The sequence below is a fragment of the Rhizobium sp. 01L410 genome (assembly GCF_056400165.1).
The window spans coordinates 153,676-168,408 of the sequence record NZ_JBFTST010000010.1; the positions used below are offsets into that span (position 1 = coordinate 153,676).

Annotated in this window: 16 protein-coding genes and 1 tRNA gene; 8 read left to right on the top strand and 9 right to left on the bottom strand. The window is 60.8% G+C overall.

The window, feature by feature from the left end; genetic code table 11:
• Positions 1–14: 14 nt before the first annotated feature.
• Together AC1DV9_RS21585 and AC1DV9_RS21590 are read right to left on the bottom strand one after the other, a co-directional pair.
• Positions 15–608, bottom strand: coding sequence for a YidB family protein (locus tag AC1DV9_RS21585; protein ID WP_112385422.1), 594 nt, complete (start codon positions 606–608; stop codon positions 15–17).
• Between the two features lie 88 nt (positions 609–696).
• Positions 697–2,889, bottom strand: a complete 2,193-nt coding sequence (locus AC1DV9_RS21590; protein WP_477949970.1) for a heavy metal translocating P-type ATPase — start codon at positions 2,887–2,889, stop codon at positions 697–699.
• 70 nt (positions 2,890–2,959) lie between these two features.
• On the opposite strand from AC1DV9_RS21590, the gene AC1DV9_RS21595 reads away from it, so the two are divergent.
• From AC1DV9_RS21595 to AC1DV9_RS21605, 3 genes are all read left to right on the top strand, one after another.
• Positions 2,960–3,382, top strand: a complete 423-nt coding sequence (locus AC1DV9_RS21595) for a MerR family transcriptional regulator (protein WP_112518096.1) — start codon at positions 2,960–2,962, stop codon at positions 3,380–3,382.
• Positions 3,383–3,433: 51 nt separating this feature from the next.
• Entirely contained in the window at positions 3,434–3,856 is a 423-nt protein-coding gene (locus AC1DV9_RS21600) for a pyridoxamine 5'-phosphate oxidase family protein (protein ID WP_112518095.1), read from the top strand.
• A 187-nt stretch (positions 3,857–4,043) separates the two neighbouring features.
• Positions 4,044–6,128, top strand: a complete 2,085-nt coding sequence (locus AC1DV9_RS21605) for a putative bifunctional diguanylate cyclase/phosphodiesterase (protein ID WP_477949971.1) — start codon at positions 4,044–4,046, stop codon at positions 6,126–6,128.
• Between the two features lie 2 nt (positions 6,129–6,130).
• On the opposite strand, the gene AC1DV9_RS21610 is transcribed toward AC1DV9_RS21605, so the two are convergent.
• A complete protein-coding gene (locus AC1DV9_RS21610) occupies positions 6,131–7,030 on the bottom strand; it encodes a LysR family transcriptional regulator (protein ID WP_477949972.1) in 900 nt (299 codons plus the stop codon).
• Positions 7,031–7,211: 181 nt separating this feature from the next.
• Between AC1DV9_RS21610 and AC1DV9_RS21615 the strand changes: the two genes are divergently transcribed.
• The 4 genes from AC1DV9_RS21615 (at position 7,212) to AC1DV9_RS21630 (ending at position 10,355) form a co-directional block, all read left to right on the top strand.
• The gene (locus AC1DV9_RS21615; protein WP_310297433.1) at positions 7,212–7,421 is read left to right on the top strand and encodes a hypothetical protein; all 210 of its coding nucleotides are present in this window, start codon (positions 7,212–7,214) and stop codon (positions 7,419–7,421) included.
• 182 nt (positions 7,422–7,603) lie between these two features.
• Positions 7,604–8,731 carry a TDT family transporter gene (locus AC1DV9_RS21620; protein ID WP_477949973.1) on the top strand — a complete coding sequence of 376 codons (1,128 nt, stop codon included), beginning with the start codon at positions 7,604–7,606 and terminating at the stop codon, positions 8,729–8,731.
• Between the two features lie 216 nt (positions 8,732–8,947).
• Entirely contained in the window at positions 8,948–10,147 is a 1,200-nt protein-coding gene (gene mnmA, locus AC1DV9_RS21625; RefSeq protein WP_112385415.1) for a tRNA 2-thiouridine(34) synthase MnmA, read from the top strand.
• 131 nt (positions 10,148–10,278) lie between these two features.
• A tRNA-Met gene (locus AC1DV9_RS21630) sits at positions 10,279–10,355 on the top strand.
• Here the strand turns inward: AC1DV9_RS21630 and AC1DV9_RS21635 are convergent.
• The 6 genes from AC1DV9_RS21635 to AC1DV9_RS21660 form a co-directional block, all read right to left on the bottom strand.
• On the bottom strand, positions 10,312–11,907 hold the full coding sequence (locus AC1DV9_RS21635) for a recombinase family protein (RefSeq protein WP_477950041.1): 1,596 nt from the start codon (positions 11,905–11,907) through the stop codon (positions 10,312–10,314). The genes AC1DV9_RS21630 and AC1DV9_RS21635 overlap by 44 nt on opposite strands.
• A gap of 131 nt (positions 11,908–12,038) precedes the next feature.
• Positions 12,039–12,479, bottom strand: coding sequence for a hypothetical protein (locus tag AC1DV9_RS21640; protein ID WP_477949974.1), 441 nt, complete (start codon positions 12,477–12,479; stop codon positions 12,039–12,041).
• Complete coding sequence (locus AC1DV9_RS21645; protein ID WP_477949975.1) at positions 12,476–13,024, bottom strand: hypothetical protein; 549 nt, start codon at positions 13,022–13,024, stop codon at positions 12,476–12,478. The genes AC1DV9_RS21640 and AC1DV9_RS21645 overlap by 4 nt, the downstream gene beginning before the upstream one ends.
• A complete protein-coding gene (locus AC1DV9_RS21650; protein ID WP_477949976.1) occupies positions 13,021–13,584 on the bottom strand; it encodes a hypothetical protein in 564 nt (187 codons plus the stop codon). The genes AC1DV9_RS21645 and AC1DV9_RS21650 overlap by 4 nt, the downstream gene beginning before the upstream one ends.
• Positions 13,584–13,961 carry a hypothetical protein gene (locus AC1DV9_RS21655; RefSeq protein WP_477949977.1) on the bottom strand — a complete coding sequence of 126 codons (378 nt, stop codon included), beginning with the start codon at positions 13,959–13,961 and terminating at the stop codon, positions 13,584–13,586. Before AC1DV9_RS21655 ends, AC1DV9_RS21650 begins: the two co-directional genes overlap by 1 nt.
• A 79-nt stretch (positions 13,962–14,040) precedes the next feature.
• Positions 14,041–14,202, bottom strand: coding sequence for an Arc family DNA-binding protein (locus tag AC1DV9_RS21660; protein WP_477949978.1), 162 nt, complete (start codon positions 14,200–14,202; stop codon positions 14,041–14,043).
• Positions 14,203–14,312: 110 nt separating this feature from the next.
• On the opposite strand from AC1DV9_RS21660, the gene AC1DV9_RS21665 reads away from it, so the two are divergent.
• Positions 14,313–14,732 (top strand): Arc family DNA-binding protein, encoded by a 420-nt coding sequence (locus AC1DV9_RS21665; protein ID WP_477949979.1) that lies wholly within the window; start codon positions 14,313–14,315, stop codon positions 14,730–14,732.
• The last annotated feature ends 1 nt before the right edge of the window (position 14,733 follow it).

Consider the following 14,733-nt stretch of genomic DNA (forward strand, 5'->3'; position numbering starts at 1 on the left):
TCCGTTTCGAGCGATCAGGCGCTGATGCTGCCTGCGTCCGGCACGCGGCCTTGCGGCGTCAGCCCATCGACCGCCTGCGGTAGGGTCTTGGAAAGGCGGGCGAGAAGGTCGTCCTTGTTGAGGCCGGTCGCCTTGGCGAGCTCGTCGAGAATATCGGGGCCGAGGGCCTGGGAGAGCTGGCCGTTGTCGATCGGCTTGTTCTCGCCAGATGAAACCCAGGAATTCGCCGTGTCGCCGAAGCCGTTCTGCTGGAAGTGATCGAGCAGGCCGCCAAGGCCGCCGCTCAATATGCCGCCGGCCGAGCCGCCTTTCAGCAGGTCGCCAAGGCCGCCTGCACCGGCAAGGCCGCCGAGAAGGCCACCCAAACCGCCGAGGCCGCCGGTTTGTGTTGCACCGCCGCCATCTTGCCCGCCGCCGAGAATGCCACCAAGGAGACCGCCCAGGCCTCCACCATCCGCTTGCGGCGCGGCTCCGCCAGGCTGGGTGCCCGAGGCTTGCGGCTGTGCGCCGCCCGTTAGTTCGCGAAGCGTGGCTGCAATCTTGTCGCGGTTCTGGTAGCCCGCAACGGCCAATATACCCAGCAATGCCGTAAGATTCCTGCGATCCATGGTGTCCTCCCGCTGAAATCGCCAGGGCGCAATCCGCCCGGATGCCTCAATGCACGAGACGGCAAAATGTTCCGCAGCGCCGGTGTTTTCAGCCGCGCGGCTTGAGCAGGCGAAGCGCGTTCATCGTCACCAGCACCGTTGCGCCGGTATCGGCCAGGATTGCAGGCCACAGACCGGTGACACCAATGATCGTCGTGACCAGGAAAACCGCCTTGAGACCGAGCGCGATCGTGATGTTCTGGAAGATGTTGCGCATCGTTCGCTGCGACAGTGCGATCATCTCTGCGACATCGCCGACGCGTCCGTGAAGGATCGCCGCATCCGCAGTTTCGAGCGCGACATCGGTCCCACCACCCATGGCGATGCCGATATCGGCGGCGGCAAGTGCCGGGGCGTCGTTGATGCCGTCACCCACCTTGGCAACGGTGAAGCCCTCGCGCTTCAATTCGCCGACGATGCGCTGCTTGTCCTCGGGCATCAGCTCGGCGCGCACATCGATACCGAGCTGCTTGCCGATCGTCTGGGCGGTGCGGGCATTGTCGCCCGTCAGCATGACGATCTTGACGCCGCGGGCCTTGAGAGCGTCGAGGCCGGCCCGCGCGTCGTCTCGCGCTTCGTCGCGCATGGCGATTAGACCGGCAATCGTATCATTGACGAGAAGGATCGAGACTGTCTTGCCGTCGTCGTTCAGTGTCTGGATCGCTTCGCCCTGCTCGGCCGTCAGCTGCTCACGCACGGCGGCGGGGGAAAAGAGGTCGAGCTTCTCGCCACCGGCACGGCCGCTCATTCCCTTGCCTGCAATAGCCGAGGCTTCAAGGGCAGGCGGGACTGGCAGCTTGTCGGCCGTTGCCCTGTTGAGGATTGCCAAGGCTAACGGGTGGCTGGAGTTGCGCTCGAGCACGGCAGCACGCGATAGGATCTGCGGCTGGGTTAATGCGCCGAAGGAGACTATGTCAGTAACCTTCGGTTTGCCTTCGGTCAGCGTGCCGGTCTTGTCCAGCGCCACGGCGTTGATCTTGCCGAGGCCCTCCAGCACGGCGCCGCCCTTCAGCAGCAGCCCGCGGCGCGCACCTGCCGAGAGCGAGGCGGCGATGGCGGCGGGCGTCGAGATCACCAGCGCGCATGGGCAGCCGATCAGCAGGATCGCCAGACCCTTGTAGATCCATTCATCCCAGGCGCCGCCTGCGACAAGAGGCGGCAGGATCGCGACCAGTGCGGCAACTGCCACGACACCGGGCGTATAGTAGCGCGAGAAGCGGTCGATGAAACGCTCGGTCGGCGCCTTCGATTCCTGCGCTTCCTCGACGAGCTTGACGACGCGGGCGATGGTGTTGTCGGCCGATGCCGCGGTGACGCGGACGCGCAATGCGCCATCGCCATTCACCGTTCCGGCAAAGACGATGTCATCAGGCGTCTTGCGAACCGGAACGCTCTCGCCTGTAACGGGCGCTTCGTCGATCGCACTTTCTCCGGAAACAATGATGCCGTCAGCCGAAATCCGGTCGCCGGGGCGCACCAGAATGATGGCGCCGACGGCAAGCGTCTCGGCCGGGACTTCGCGGGTTGCGCCGTTTTCCTCAAGCAATGCGCTTTTCGGGACGAGCGCGGTCAGCGACTGGATGCTTGCCCGGGCTCTGCCCGCCGCAACGCCTTCCAGCAACTCGCCGACAAGGAAGAGGAAGACGACGGCTGCGGCCTCTTCCGCCGCGTTGATGGCGACGGCGCCGACGGCGGCGATGGTCATCAGCATCTCGATCGAAAACGGCGTGCCGGCCAGCGCCGCCATCACCGCCCGCCTTGCGATCGGCACCAGACCGATCAGCATCGCGACCATGAATGCGTAAGGCGCGATCGCCGGGATAAGGTGACCCGCCGCATAGGCTATGACGAAGGCCGCGCCAGACAGGATGGTGAGCCTTCCCTTGCTGCTTTTCCACCAGGGACCGGTGGACGGCGCGTGATCATGACCATGCAGGCCGGGGATTTCGGCCTCATCGTGCGAATGCCCGGCATGATCATGACCGGCCTTCTCCGGCGATGCTTCGGCAGCCTTGCCGCCCGCCGCCATCGGCACGACGGAATAGCCAAGGCCGGTGACGCGTTTCTCGATTGTGCCGAGATCGCTGCTGCCGTCGTGGCGCACCGTCATCGTGCCGGCAGTCACGGAGACCGAGACATCCTCGACGCCAGGCACGCGGCGCACCGCCGTGTCGATCTTTGCCGCGCAGGAGGCGCAGTCAATGCCGCCGACGCGGTATTTTGCCTGGGATGCTTCGGCCATGATCCGGTTCCTTGTCTTGTACCGGTTTTCTTCCTACATCCTCTAGTCACTAGAGGTGCAAGAGGCGATCATGAAAAAAATCACCATTGGAGATGCCGCGCGCCAGAGTGGTGTCAAGGTGCCGACGATCCGCTATTACGAAAGCATCGGATTGCTGGCCGCGCCAAGCCGCAGCGAGGGCAACCAGCGCTCTTATGAAGTGTCGGATATCCGGCGGCTGGCCTTCGTGCGGCACGCGCGCGAGCTCGGTTTCGAGGTCGATGCCATCCGGGCGCTGCTGACGCTGCAGGACGACCCGCATCAATCCTGCGCTTCCGCCGATGCCATCGCCAAGGCCCGCCTCATCGAGGTCGAGCAGCGTATCCGCAGCCTGACGGCGCTGAAGGCGGAACTGGAGAGCATGGTAGAGGGCTGCTGCCACGGGCGCGTCGACCAGTGCCGGGTCATCGAGATCCTCGCCGATCACGGCCAATGCATGCACGACCATCATTGAACTTAAAACCGCCGTGGCCGTTTCTTCGACTGGACAATGGAGGAGCCAGTCATGACGAAGATGAGCCTTGCGGATATTTCCAAGAAGATGCGCGATATCGATGTCGCGATGCTATCGACCCATACCGACGGCGGCGCGATCGCCGGCCGGCCGATGAGCAACAACCGGGAGGTCGATTACGATGGCGACTCCTACTATTTCACATGGTCGGATTCGCGCATGGTCTCCGATATCGAGCGTAACCCGAAGGTCTCGCTGACATTCCAGGGGAAGCAGTTCTTCTCGATCGCCGTCGAGGGTAAGGCCGAGGTCGTGCGCGACAAGAAGGCCTTTGAGGAACATTGGACCAAGGACCTCGACGACTGGTTCAAGGATGGTATCGACACCAAGGGCGTGGCGATGATCAAGGTTCGTGCCGATCGCATCCACTACTGGAGTGGCGAAGAGGACGGCGAGGTCAAACTGAAGAACTAAGCCATGCGGCGCCGGTGGCAAAAGAATAGTCACTGGCGCTCTGACGGGAAGCACTTGCCGGAATTTAACGGCACGACGATGCCTAATCATCGGGCTTTCGCCTAAAGTTTAGGCGGCTATGATTCTGATTTTATTTAGCTTTTTCATTTATAAGAGCAGAGTTCCGTTTCAATTTCCGATAAGATTCATGGCCTCCACTACGACGAATCCAGATGATTTCCACGCCCCGAACGATGACTTCCGTTCGCTGTTCGAGACCCATCCGTCGCCGATGTGGGTCTATGATCCCGTCACCCTGCGGTTCCTGATCGTCAACGATGCGGCCCATGATCTCTACGGCTATTCCGCCGAGGCCTTCGCGCGGATGACGGTGCTCGACATCCGGCCCGCGACCGAGCGCGAGCGGATGGTCAGCGCCGTTCAGGGCCGGACCGATATCGAGCGGGCCGAGCGCTGGACGCATCTGAAGGCCAGCGGCGAGCCCTTCGAAGTGCTGACCTACGGGCGCGAGGTGCGCTTCGACGGCGGAAACGCGATTCTTGCCATCGTTCAGGACCGAACCGAGGTCAACGCCGCCAGACGGCAGGTCACCGATGCCCGTTCACTGCTTGACAGCATCGTCGATAACCTGCCGGTCGGTGTCTTCGTCAAGGATATGGAAGACGACGGGCGTTATGTGCTGTTCAACCGCCAGAGCGCCACGATTGCCGAAATGCCCGGCCGCGAGATCGTCGGCAAGACCGACCGCGTAGTGTTTCGGGACAAGACCCGGTTTTTCCGCGAGCAGGACAAGCGGGTGCTGGAAGAAGACATCACGATCACCTTCGAGGAAGTCATTGCCAAGAAGGGTGGCGGCCACCGTCTGCTGAAGACGGTGAAGCGTGCGCTTCCAGCATCTGAGGGCCGTCAGCGCCGTTATCTTCTCGGCATCTCGCAGGACGTGACCGAGGAGCGCGCTTTCGAAGCGCGCCTTGCGCATCTTGCCATGCACGATGCCCTCACCGGGCTGCCGAACCGCGCGGCTTTTGCCGATCATATCGAGAGCCATGCCGCGGCGGCGACGGCGCAGACGCCGATCGCGCTGCTGTACCTCGATGTCGATCACTTCAAGCTGATCAACGACAGCAAGGGTCACGCGGCCGGCGACGCGCTGCTCTGTCAGGTGGCGCGGCGGCTGAAGATGCTCCTAGAGGAGGGGGATCTCGTGGCGCGCCTGGGCGGCGACGAGTTTGCGATCGTGTTGAAATCCGGCGATTGCGGCCGGACTGGACGCTTTGCCGAGCAGCTGCTCGCGGTGCTCAGCGCGCCTTTCGATCTCGACGGCAGCAACGAGCACGTGACCTGCAGCATCGGTGTCGCCTTGGCGCCGGATCATGCCGGCGATGCCGACGTGCTGATGCGGCATGCCGATCTGGCGCTCTACGCCGCCAAGGAAAGCGGCCGGTCCACATACCGTTTCTACGAGACCGAGATGCGCCTCGAAGTGGAGCGGCGTCATCAGCTCATCGCCGAATTGCGCGACGCCGTCGAGAAGCGGCAGTTCGAGCTTCACTACCAGCCGATCGTGCAGGCGGCGAGCGGCGAACTCGCCGGCTTCGAAGCGCTGATCCGCTGGCATCACCCGAGCCGAGGACTTGTGGCGCCGATGGAATTCATTCCGCTCGCCGAAGAAACCGGGCTGATCGTGCCGATCGGCGAATGGGTGCTGCGCGAAGCCTGCCGCGTTGCCGCCGGCTGGCCCGAACATCTAAAGATCGCCGTCAATCTTTCGGTTTGCCAGTTCCGCCACAACACGCTGCTCGCCACCGTCGTTTCGGCGCTCGGCGACAGCGGATTGCAGGCGCAGCGGCTGGAGATCGAAATAACCGAGTCCGTCTTCCTCGCCGATGTCGAACAGAGCCTGCCGCTGCTTCGGGCCCTGAAGGAGCTCGGCCTGCGCATCGCCATCGACGATTTCGGCACGGGCTATTCGTCTTTCAGCTATCTGAGGGCCTTTGCCTTCGACAAGATCAAGCTCGACCGCAGTTTCGTCGCCGGTATGGAGAGCGACCCCGGCAATCTAGCAATCATCCGCGCCGTTGCCGGCATCGGCTCGGGGTTCAATGCGGTGACGCTTGCCGAAGGCATAGAGACGGAAGAGCAGCTGCAGAGGCTGCGGCGGGAGGGCTTTGCGGAAGTGCAGGGTTATCTGCTCGGCAAGCCGATGCCGCAGGCCGCCGCCGAGCGGATGATCGAAGGCGATGTGCCGTTAAGGCGCGCCGGTAATTGGTGAGATCATCGCGTCGAAGGCGTCTTAGCTCTATCCAGGGCGATCTTCTCAAAAGCTTTCGCCGCGTTCGAGTTATAGCGATCAGGGTTGCGGATCAGGAAGTAGGGTCGTGGAAGGGGCGCTATAGTTGTCTGTACCGCGCGTCCCGACAGTATCGAGGTTTCGGCGGCACTTTTCGATATCAACGTGGCTCCTAATCCCTGCTCGACCGCGCCTACCACGGCCGAGTTGTCGGGTAGCTCCATCACCACGTCGATGGATGCTGCCGGTGTAGCGTGAAGTTCCAGAAGGCTCTTGAAGGCGAATCTGGTTCCGGAGCCCAACTCCCTCAGCACCCAGGACGTTTCACTCAGATTGTCGATAGGACGGGTTCTCGAGGCCCATGGATGATCCGGCGAGACGATCACTACCATTTCATCCTCGTCCAGCTGCATCGCCGCAACATCAGGGTCGTCGGTCGGCCATTCGATGAGTCCGATCTCCGCAACGCCCGCCTTCACGGCGGCGGTCACTTCACTGGTGTTGCCCATGCTCGTGCGGAGCTTGATGCCCGGATATTGCCGCCGGAAGGCCGCCAGGCGCTTGGGCAGCCAGTGTGAAACGATGGTGTTGCTTGCCATGATCGACAGGTCGCCAACTTGAAGGTTGCCGAGGTCGATGAGCGCCGCTTCAGCCGCCGCCGCACTTGCCAGCACCTTCAATGCTTCCGGCAGAAAGTTTCGCCCGGCCGGGTTCAGCACGATCGATCGTCCAACTCGATCGAAGAGCTCGATGTCGTAACGGGTCTCGAGGGCTTTTATGGCTGCGCTGACGGCCGATTGGCTGAGGTTGAGTTTCTCGGCGCCCCTGGTGATGTGCTCGACGGACGCTACCGCCGCGAAAATTCGAAGCTGATCAAGGGTCATGTCAATCCTTGTGCCGATGCGCAGAGGTAGGGTGCCTGCAGTCCGACTATCACGGTAGACAGGGATTTTCTAGCGATCGCCGCCGTCAGGCTGATCCTTCCAATGCGCGAAACGCCGGCATCAAGCCGTCCCTGACTGCGGCAGTAGTTGGCCCTTGGTCCAACTATACTTCAATCTGCGGATGGATCCATACGAACGCGCGATACAGACCTCCAATACGTTCTACGATTGGATGTTCCGGCACATCTACCTGCTTGTGCCGGCCCAGGCAGGCGTGGCGGAATTCCTGTCATCGTTCAAAGAGTTTCCGCCCCGGCAGAAGTCTGCGAGCTTCAGCCTGGATCAGGTGCTCGAAAAGATGACGGATGCATCGGCCAGCGGTGGGCATTGAAGCTCTGACGCCTGGCTGTATAGCGCTGGAGAGATGAAGAAAGAGTGCCTCGGCTAACTAGGCCGGGGCATTTATTTTAGCATAGGTTCATCGATTGAATCGAACGGTTTGACAATTACAATTCGTTGGAAGCGATTAATTCAAGGGTCTATTGGTGACGCCGAAAGATGAGGCGAGCGGCGATGACCATTTTGATGAAAACCGGTGCCGGTGATGTTCCCAGCGACGGGCTGCGGCTTGTCCGGCATTTCACGCCCAACTGGTTTGCAGCGACCATGGGTACCGGGATGTTCGCCGTCTGCCTGGCGCAGTTTCCATCGGCACCGGCGCTCTACAGCCTCGGTGAAACCCTGTGGGTGGCGAATATCCTGCTCTTCATTGCACTTTCGCTGATCTATGCGGCGAAGTGGATCATTTATCCTGGCGATGCGCGCCGGATCTTCGATCATCCGGTGCTTTCGATGTTCTTTGGCTGCATTCCGATGGGACTCGCCACCATCATCAACGGCTTCGTGATCTTCGGGCAGCCGCTGGTCGGGGATCTCGCGATCGATATCGCGCAATCGCTCTGGTGGTTCGATGCGGCGCTGGCGATCCTTGCCGGTCTTTCCATTCCGCTTGCGATGTTCACCCGGCAGGAGCACGCGATCCATCAGATGACCGCGGTCTGGCTGCTGCCTATCGTCGCCTCCGAGGTGACCGCCGGCAGCGGCGCGATGCTGATGGCGCACCTGCCGTCCGGTGCGCCGCAATTCACCATGCTGTTCGCGAGCTATGTCCTCTGGGCCTGCTCAGTGCCGCTGGCGCTCGGCATTCTGGTGATCCTCTTCCTGCGCATGGCGCTGCACAAGCTGCCGCCTGCCAATATGAGCGCGACGAGCTTTCTGGCGCTCGGCCCGATCGGCACCGGTGCTTTCGGCCTGGCTCTGTTTGCCGCCAATAGCGGCAGCGTGCTGGAGGCAAAAGGGCTCGGAGAACTGGCGACGGCGATGGCTGGCGCTAGCCTGCTCGGCGCCGTTCTGCTCTGGGGTTACGGGCTCTGGTGGCTGGCGATCGCCATCGCGACGACGGTCAGCCATGCGCGCGAGGGGCTGCCGTTCAATCTCGGCTGGTGGGCCTTCACCTTTCCGATCGGCGTCTATGCGGTGACGACGCTGCGGCTGGGCCAGCTGCTCGACTTTCCGCTGCTGACAAGTTTCGGCGGCGTGCTGGTGGCGGCGCTTGCGATGATCTGGCTGGTCGTGGTCGGCAAGACGCTCTCCGGCGCGCTGAAAGGTTTTCTTTTTGCCGATCCCTGCTTGGAGAACTGAATTCTGCGCGGCATAGGCCGTTCACTCGCCGGGACGGCGGCCGAATTCCGGCCGTGGCGGCTGCCCCTTGCGTGGGCGGCCAATCCTTTCTATATCCAGCGGCACGGAAAGCCCGGCGGACGAGCCCGCCGGAGGCATTGAAACCGGCCGTATTTGCAGCGCAAAGCATGCCGGTCGCATCAATCGCGGAACTCGCGCAGAATTTGGCAGTCGGACGTGAATACACTGGATTTTGACAAGAAGCCGGAAGACACCCGCGTCGTCGTTGCCATGTCGGGCGGCGTCGACAGCTCCGTCGTGGCCGGGATTCTGAAACGCCAGGGCTATGACGTTCTCGGCATCACCCTGCAGCTTTACGATCACGGCGCTGCCGTTCACCGTGCCGGTTCTTGCTGCGCCGGTCAGGATATCGACGATGCGCGCCGCGTCTGCGAGACGCTCGGCATTCCCCATTACGTGCTCGATTATGAAAAGCGCTTTCGCGATACGGTGATCAACCCGTTCATGGAAAGCTATGTGGCCGGTGAAACGCCGATCCCCTGCGTGTCCTGCAACCAGACCGTCAAGTTCGCCGATTTGCTGGAAACCGCCAAGGAGCTCGGGGCCGATGCCTTGGCCACCGGCCATTACATCCGTTCGCGACCCAATCCTGCAAGCGGCGCGCCGGGACGCCGGGCCCTCTATCGCCCAGCCGATGCCGATCGCGACCAGAGCTACTTCCTGTTCGCGACGACGCAGGAGCAGATCGATTATCTGCGCTTTCCGCTGGGCGGCCTGCCGAAGTCGGAAACGCGCAAGCTCGCCGAAGAGATGGGCCTCGTCGTCGCCAAGAAGGCCGATAGCCAGGACATCTGTTTCGTGCCACAGGGCAAGTATTCTGATGTCATCAACAAGCTGAAGCCAAATGCGGCACTGGCGGGCGAGATCGTTCATCTCGACGGCCGCGTGCTCGGCCGTCATGACGGTATCCTGCATTATACGATCGGCCAGCGCCGCGGCATCGGCGTCGCCACTGGCGACCCGCTCTATGTCGTCTATCTCGACGCGCGCTCGCGCCGCGTCATCGTCGGCCCCAAGGAAGCGCTGGAAACCCACCGCGTCTATCTGCGCGACGTCAACTGGCTGGGCGACGAACCGCTGCTGCAGGCTGCTGCCGGTGAAGGCTTCGCCTGCTATGCCAAGGTCCGCTCCACCCGTGTGCCGGAACCGGCGGTGCTGCGCGCCGACGCATCGGGCATCTATGTCGATCTGACCGTCGGCGAAGCCGGTATCGCGCCGGGCCAGGCCTGTGCGCTCTATTCGGCGCCGGGCGACGACGCCCGCGTTTTCGGCGGCGGCTTCATCGAACGCTCGGAACGTGAGCCTGCAGCGGAAGCCTCGCTGAAAGCGCTTCTGAGCCAGCCGGTGGCTGCGTGAAATTGTTGGGAAAAGCCATGCTGCAGCGCTCCCTTTTTCTCCTTCACGTGCTTGACACAAAGCCGAGACGCTCTTAATAACCCGCTCATCCGACGGGCTGCCGCTTTGTGAAGGGCTTGTCTGGATGGTGTGGCTGGGTAGCTCAGTTGGTGAGAGCGCAGGATTCATAACCCTGAGGTCGGCGGTTCAATTCCGCCCCCCGCTACCACTTTTATAACCGACAGATCTGAATTGATCAGGCTGGACAAATAGCCCTTCAATCGCACGTTATAAGCCTCTCCCACTGGGGTAGACTCGATAATCACGGCCGCTACGAGCTGCCGGAACGGTGCGACAAGCTCCGGCGACGGCTCTCCTCCCTTCTCCGACACGATCTGCGCCAGGCTCTCGATGTTTTCCCTGAACCGGCGCACTGCCTTTGGCTGAAGCTCGATCACGTTCGGCGGTTCGTCCACCGATTCTAGAATTTCCTTTTGCCGATCGCGCTGAGCTCGAAGCGGCGCGAGCATTCCTGGCAGCTCTTCCTCCGAGATAAAGCCGTTCGCGCACAACCTGGCGATCCGGTTAATCTCGGAGACCGCCTCTTCGAGCAGTCGAGACGCGCTTGCCCGATCGCGCAACGCTGTCGATCGAATGCGCTTCTGCTCTTCCTGGTAGGCAGAGACATAGGCCTCGATGATGCTGGTGTCCGCGAACTGCGACTGCAGGCGGCTGAGGACAAGTGCTTCGATGCGTTCGAGGTAATAGCGACGGCTGTTGACGCATGCACCGCTTTCCCTGTGCTTGCTGCACTGAATGCGCTTTCCGCTCCGGTCGAAGCCTACAATAGCCATTCCCCCGCCGCACGCGCCACAGCGCAACAGCCCTGACAGGATGCGCTTCGAGCGCGGCCCTTTCGGCCCCAGCTTTGTCCTGTCCTCTTTTCGAGCCTGAACAGCTGCAAACAGTTCATCAGATACGATGCGCAGGTGAGGGGCGTCGATGGTCTCATATTCGGACGCGTCGTTCACGCGTGAGATACGGCGGCCGGTGGATGGGTCTTTCACCATTCGCACCCGGTTCCAGATCAGCTTTCCGACATAGACGGGATTGCGCAAGAGGCCATTGCCTCGCTGGCCGCTCCCATTGAGCGTCGAGGCATTCCATTGCTTGCCTCGCGGTGCCTCAATGCCGTCCTCATTCAGCGAGCGGGCGATTGTCCGCGGCGAGACGCCGGCTTCGTACATCGTGAAGATCCGCCGAACAGCTTCAGCCTCAGCTTCCACGATTTCTAATTCGCCCGGCTTTCCGGTGATCGGCCTGTAGCCGTAGGCCTTGCCGCCAGCGCTGCGACCGGATCGGATCACGCCGACCATTCCGCGCTTTGTCTTTTTTGCACCTTCCTCGCGCTGCATCTGGCCGATCACCCCGAACATGCCGACCTGAACGGTGTCGATCTGACCGCCGTTGACGCAGTGGATGGTGATTTCGCGGAACTTGAGCGTCTTGTGGACATGGGCGAGGTCGGCGATATCGCGTGAAATGCGGTCAGGGGATTCGGAGAGAAGGATTTCGAACTCGCTCCGCTCTGCCGCCAGCATCAGGTCCGCCAAGCCTGGGCGGCCGAACATCGATGCGCCCGACTTGGCCCGGTCGTAGAACTCGCCAACGACCGTGGCGCCGATCCTGGCGGCGTGCTCGCGGCAAAGCCGGATTTGATCCTCGACCGATCTGTCGTTCTGCAGATCAGACGAATATCGGGCATAAATCGCGGCACGCATTACGGCTTCCTCGTAGGCTCTTTGTCTTGAAGGTTTTGATTAGCGGGTGGAGGAAGGGCGGCGTCAAGCCGCGCCTGACGCCGCGCGAGCGCCTTCACGAAGGCGATGAGGGGGCTTTCGGTCTCCATGGCCTACTTCTCCCCGTTATCCACAGTCCCAAATGCCTCTGGGTGCCGCTTGCGGGCGATCGAGACGAACCTGTCCATCGCCTCGCCGCCGAGCTCGTCCTCGATGACCTTCAGGATGTACTGGCGACGGTGTTCTCTGCCGTCACCGTTCTCTTTGGCGAGATTGATCGCGTGCTCGCGGATTGCCCTAATGATCCGCTTCTTCCAGCGCATTGCGTTCTGCGCTTTGGAGCGCCAGCCAGCCGGGACAGACAGAGGGTTGGCTTCGGCGCGGGCAATTTGCGTGCCGATCGCGCTCATGTCGTTCTCGACCTTCACCATAGCGCGGTTGCATTCCGCTGGCGTGCAGAGCTGCCGCACCTTGAACCCCGGCTCGATTTCCATATCGAGCGGGTCAAGGCTGTTGACGATGTGTTCGGGGGAAAGACGCTGAAACTTGCTCACGGCGCTTCTCCCTTCATCGATCGAAGAAAGGGTTCGAGGCGCCACTTTTTGCCGTCACCCTCTATCTTAAAGCAGTTGCGTATGGTGTCGCTTAGGCCGTTGTCAGAGATGATGAGGTCGGCTTTCAGGGCGACGTCCGCCATGGACTTGCAGGGGAAAGACAACAATGCGTCTTCGGCAACTTCGTAGGCGTCCCACTCAGGTGATGTGCCCGCTGTGTCGGTGTCGGCTTCTTCACGCACCTGGTATGCCGCACGAGCAGACTTGAAGGTATAGATACGGCGCTGCAGCTCGGGGTTGGCGCAACTGTCCGACTGCCAGCTAACTGGGCCATCGAAGATGGAGGCCATATCGCGGATCTCCGCAGCATCACGGTGCGCGATACGGTGAAGGCTGGCGACGGTATCCAGTTCGTCGATACGGCTTCCGTCCTGGCGGGCGTAGTCCATATCGTGCAAGATGTCATGGATCGCCTGCATTAGCCGTTCGAGGTCGTTCAGCCGGTAGAAGATATCGGAAGGGTGGAAATCTGGTGCAGACTTCATGACCGCGCCTCCACTTGATCGTAGGCCGCAATCATATTGACGGCCTGATCGTAGGTGAGGTCGGCGTCCACTGCTTTGAATTGAAGGACTGCTTTCAACCGGACATGGTCGCCATCGTCGCGCTCTGTATTGGTCGCGGCAGCTGCCGCTTTCATGATCCGGCGCCGCTCGAACAAAAGAAAATCTTCGATCTTCTCAAGATATTCGCCCGCGGCCGAAAGGTTTTCCCCGCTGTTGCAGCGCGGCTGGCTGATTATGCCGCTTATCGTCTCAATCGACGCCGTCAGGGCATCAAAGATGGCGGCGAAGCCGTCGCCGACGATCGCTTCTACAGCTGGAAAACTCTGCACCATGGTTACGGCACTTAGAAGGGCGTCAGGCCCATTTTTGAGCTTTTCGCTCTTGGCGTCCGCGCCGATGTGAAAGGTGTGAAGACCATACTCGTTCACGGCGATGCGGCCGATCCCGAGATCCGGATGCTCGCGGATGATTTCACCGGCCTCCAACATCAAAGCGGTGAGACAATTGTTAGCCTCGTAGTTTTCGAGATCGGTCTTCATTAGAATTCCCTCCGCTTCTGTTCCGCAGAAAGCCAGCCTTTGGCGGCGTTCAACATTGCGGGGATGCGAGGGTGCTCGCCTGTTTCGTAATCCTCGATCGCGAATTCGACAGCCATAAGGGCTTCGACGAGATCCTCGGCGGGACGATCCCAATTTGCAAGGACATCAGATGCCTCGTTCGAATGAGGCAAGTCGCTGTTCTCTCCGCGCTGCTCAGCTTCCAAGCAATCAGCGAGGTACGTGTTCCAGACACCCCGATAGCGGAGGATGGCGGCCGTCAGCGAATAAGGATGCTTCGGCGCGAGCTTCGCGATGATGTTCTTCGAAAGTTCGCCTATACTTTCAGGCGCAGTTTTGCTAGTCCTGTGATCGCTCATCAGGCAAATCCTTTTGCTTGTTGATGTTCAGCAGGGGCGGGGAAAGAGTCGCCAAACTTACATTCCCCGTCCTGCTCTCCTACTTTCCGGCCGTAGCCGGGCCTTCCGATTTTTCCATCTGCTCTCGGATGCAGCGAACGACTTCGCTGTTCATTGAGCTTGCGTACTTTTCTGCCTGGCGCTCCAAGAAGCGCTTGATTTCCTGCGGAAACCGGCAGAGCAATTTAGCTTCGTCTTTCATACGTTATCTCTCCGGTAAGGTTAATATCAACTCGATATCATCGCCTGTCAACTCATCATATCGAGATGATATCATTTATTGTATATCGAGTTGATAGTATGGAGATAAACATGACGAAAGCACCGAAACCTCCCAGTGAAGAACTCGACAAATTTCTATTGCGGCTGCCTGAGGGGCTTCGAGCTAGCTTGAAGACCGTTGCCGACGAGAACAATCGCTCCATGAATGCCGAGATCGTCTCTCGCCTTGAGTTCTCGCTGCGTATGCATCCGCACGCATACATCATCCGGGCCCTCTTGGATCTGCAGGGGGAGCTGCTTGCGCACCACAGCGTTACTCTGTCTGACGAGATCAGCGAAATGCTTACCGAGCGTGCGGAACGGGCTGGCTTTTCACCTTCCGAGTTCCTGAATATGCTTCTCAGATCCGCCCTGCATGAAATGGACAACAAGACTGAGATCGGCCTGAAGATTGCCGAGCACCTTGATAAAGCCCTGACGAGCAGCACCGAAGAGGAGGTTGAAAAATAGG

Coding starts and splice junctions, on each gene's coding strand:
- AC1DV9_RS21585 (WP_112385422.1), bottom strand. CDS start 608: ATGGATCGCAGGAATCTTACGGCATTGCTGGGTATATTGGCCGTTGCG.
- AC1DV9_RS21590 (WP_477949970.1), bottom strand. CDS start 2,889: ATGGCCGAAGCATCCCAGGCAAAATACCGCGTCGGCGGCATTGACTGC.
- AC1DV9_RS21595 (WP_112518096.1), top strand. CDS start 2,960: ATGAAAAAAATCACCATTGGAGATGCCGCGCGCCAGAGTGGTGTCAAG.
- AC1DV9_RS21600 (WP_112518095.1), top strand. CDS start 3,434: ATGACGAAGATGAGCCTTGCGGATATTTCCAAGAAGATGCGCGATATC.
- AC1DV9_RS21605 (WP_477949971.1), top strand. CDS start 4,044: ATGGCCTCCACTACGACGAATCCAGATGATTTCCACGCCCCGAACGAT.
- AC1DV9_RS21610 (WP_477949972.1), bottom strand. CDS start 7,030: ATGACCCTTGATCAGCTTCGAATTTTCGCGGCGGTAGCGTCCGTCGAG.
- AC1DV9_RS21615 (WP_310297433.1), top strand. CDS start 7,212: ATGGATCCATACGAACGCGCGATACAGACCTCCAATACGTTCTACGAT.
- AC1DV9_RS21620 (WP_477949973.1), top strand. CDS start 7,604: ATGACCATTTTGATGAAAACCGGTGCCGGTGATGTTCCCAGCGACGGG.
- AC1DV9_RS21635 (WP_477950041.1), bottom strand. CDS start 11,907: ATGCGTGCCGCGATTTATGCCCGATATTCGTCTGATCTGCAGAACGAC.
- AC1DV9_RS21645 (WP_477949975.1), bottom strand. CDS start 13,024: ATGAAGTCTGCACCAGATTTCCACCCTTCCGATATCTTCTACCGGCTG.
- AC1DV9_RS21650 (WP_477949976.1), bottom strand. CDS start 13,584: ATGAAGACCGATCTCGAAAACTACGAGGCTAACAATTGTCTCACCGCT.
- AC1DV9_RS21655 (WP_477949977.1), bottom strand. CDS start 13,961: ATGAGCGATCACAGGACTAGCAAAACTGCGCCTGAAAGTATAGGCGAA.
- AC1DV9_RS21660 (WP_477949978.1), bottom strand. CDS start 14,202: ATGAAAGACGAAGCTAAATTGCTCTGCCGGTTTCCGCAGGAAATCAAG.
- AC1DV9_RS21665 (WP_477949979.1), top strand. CDS start 14,313: ATGACGAAAGCACCGAAACCTCCCAGTGAAGAACTCGACAAATTTCTA.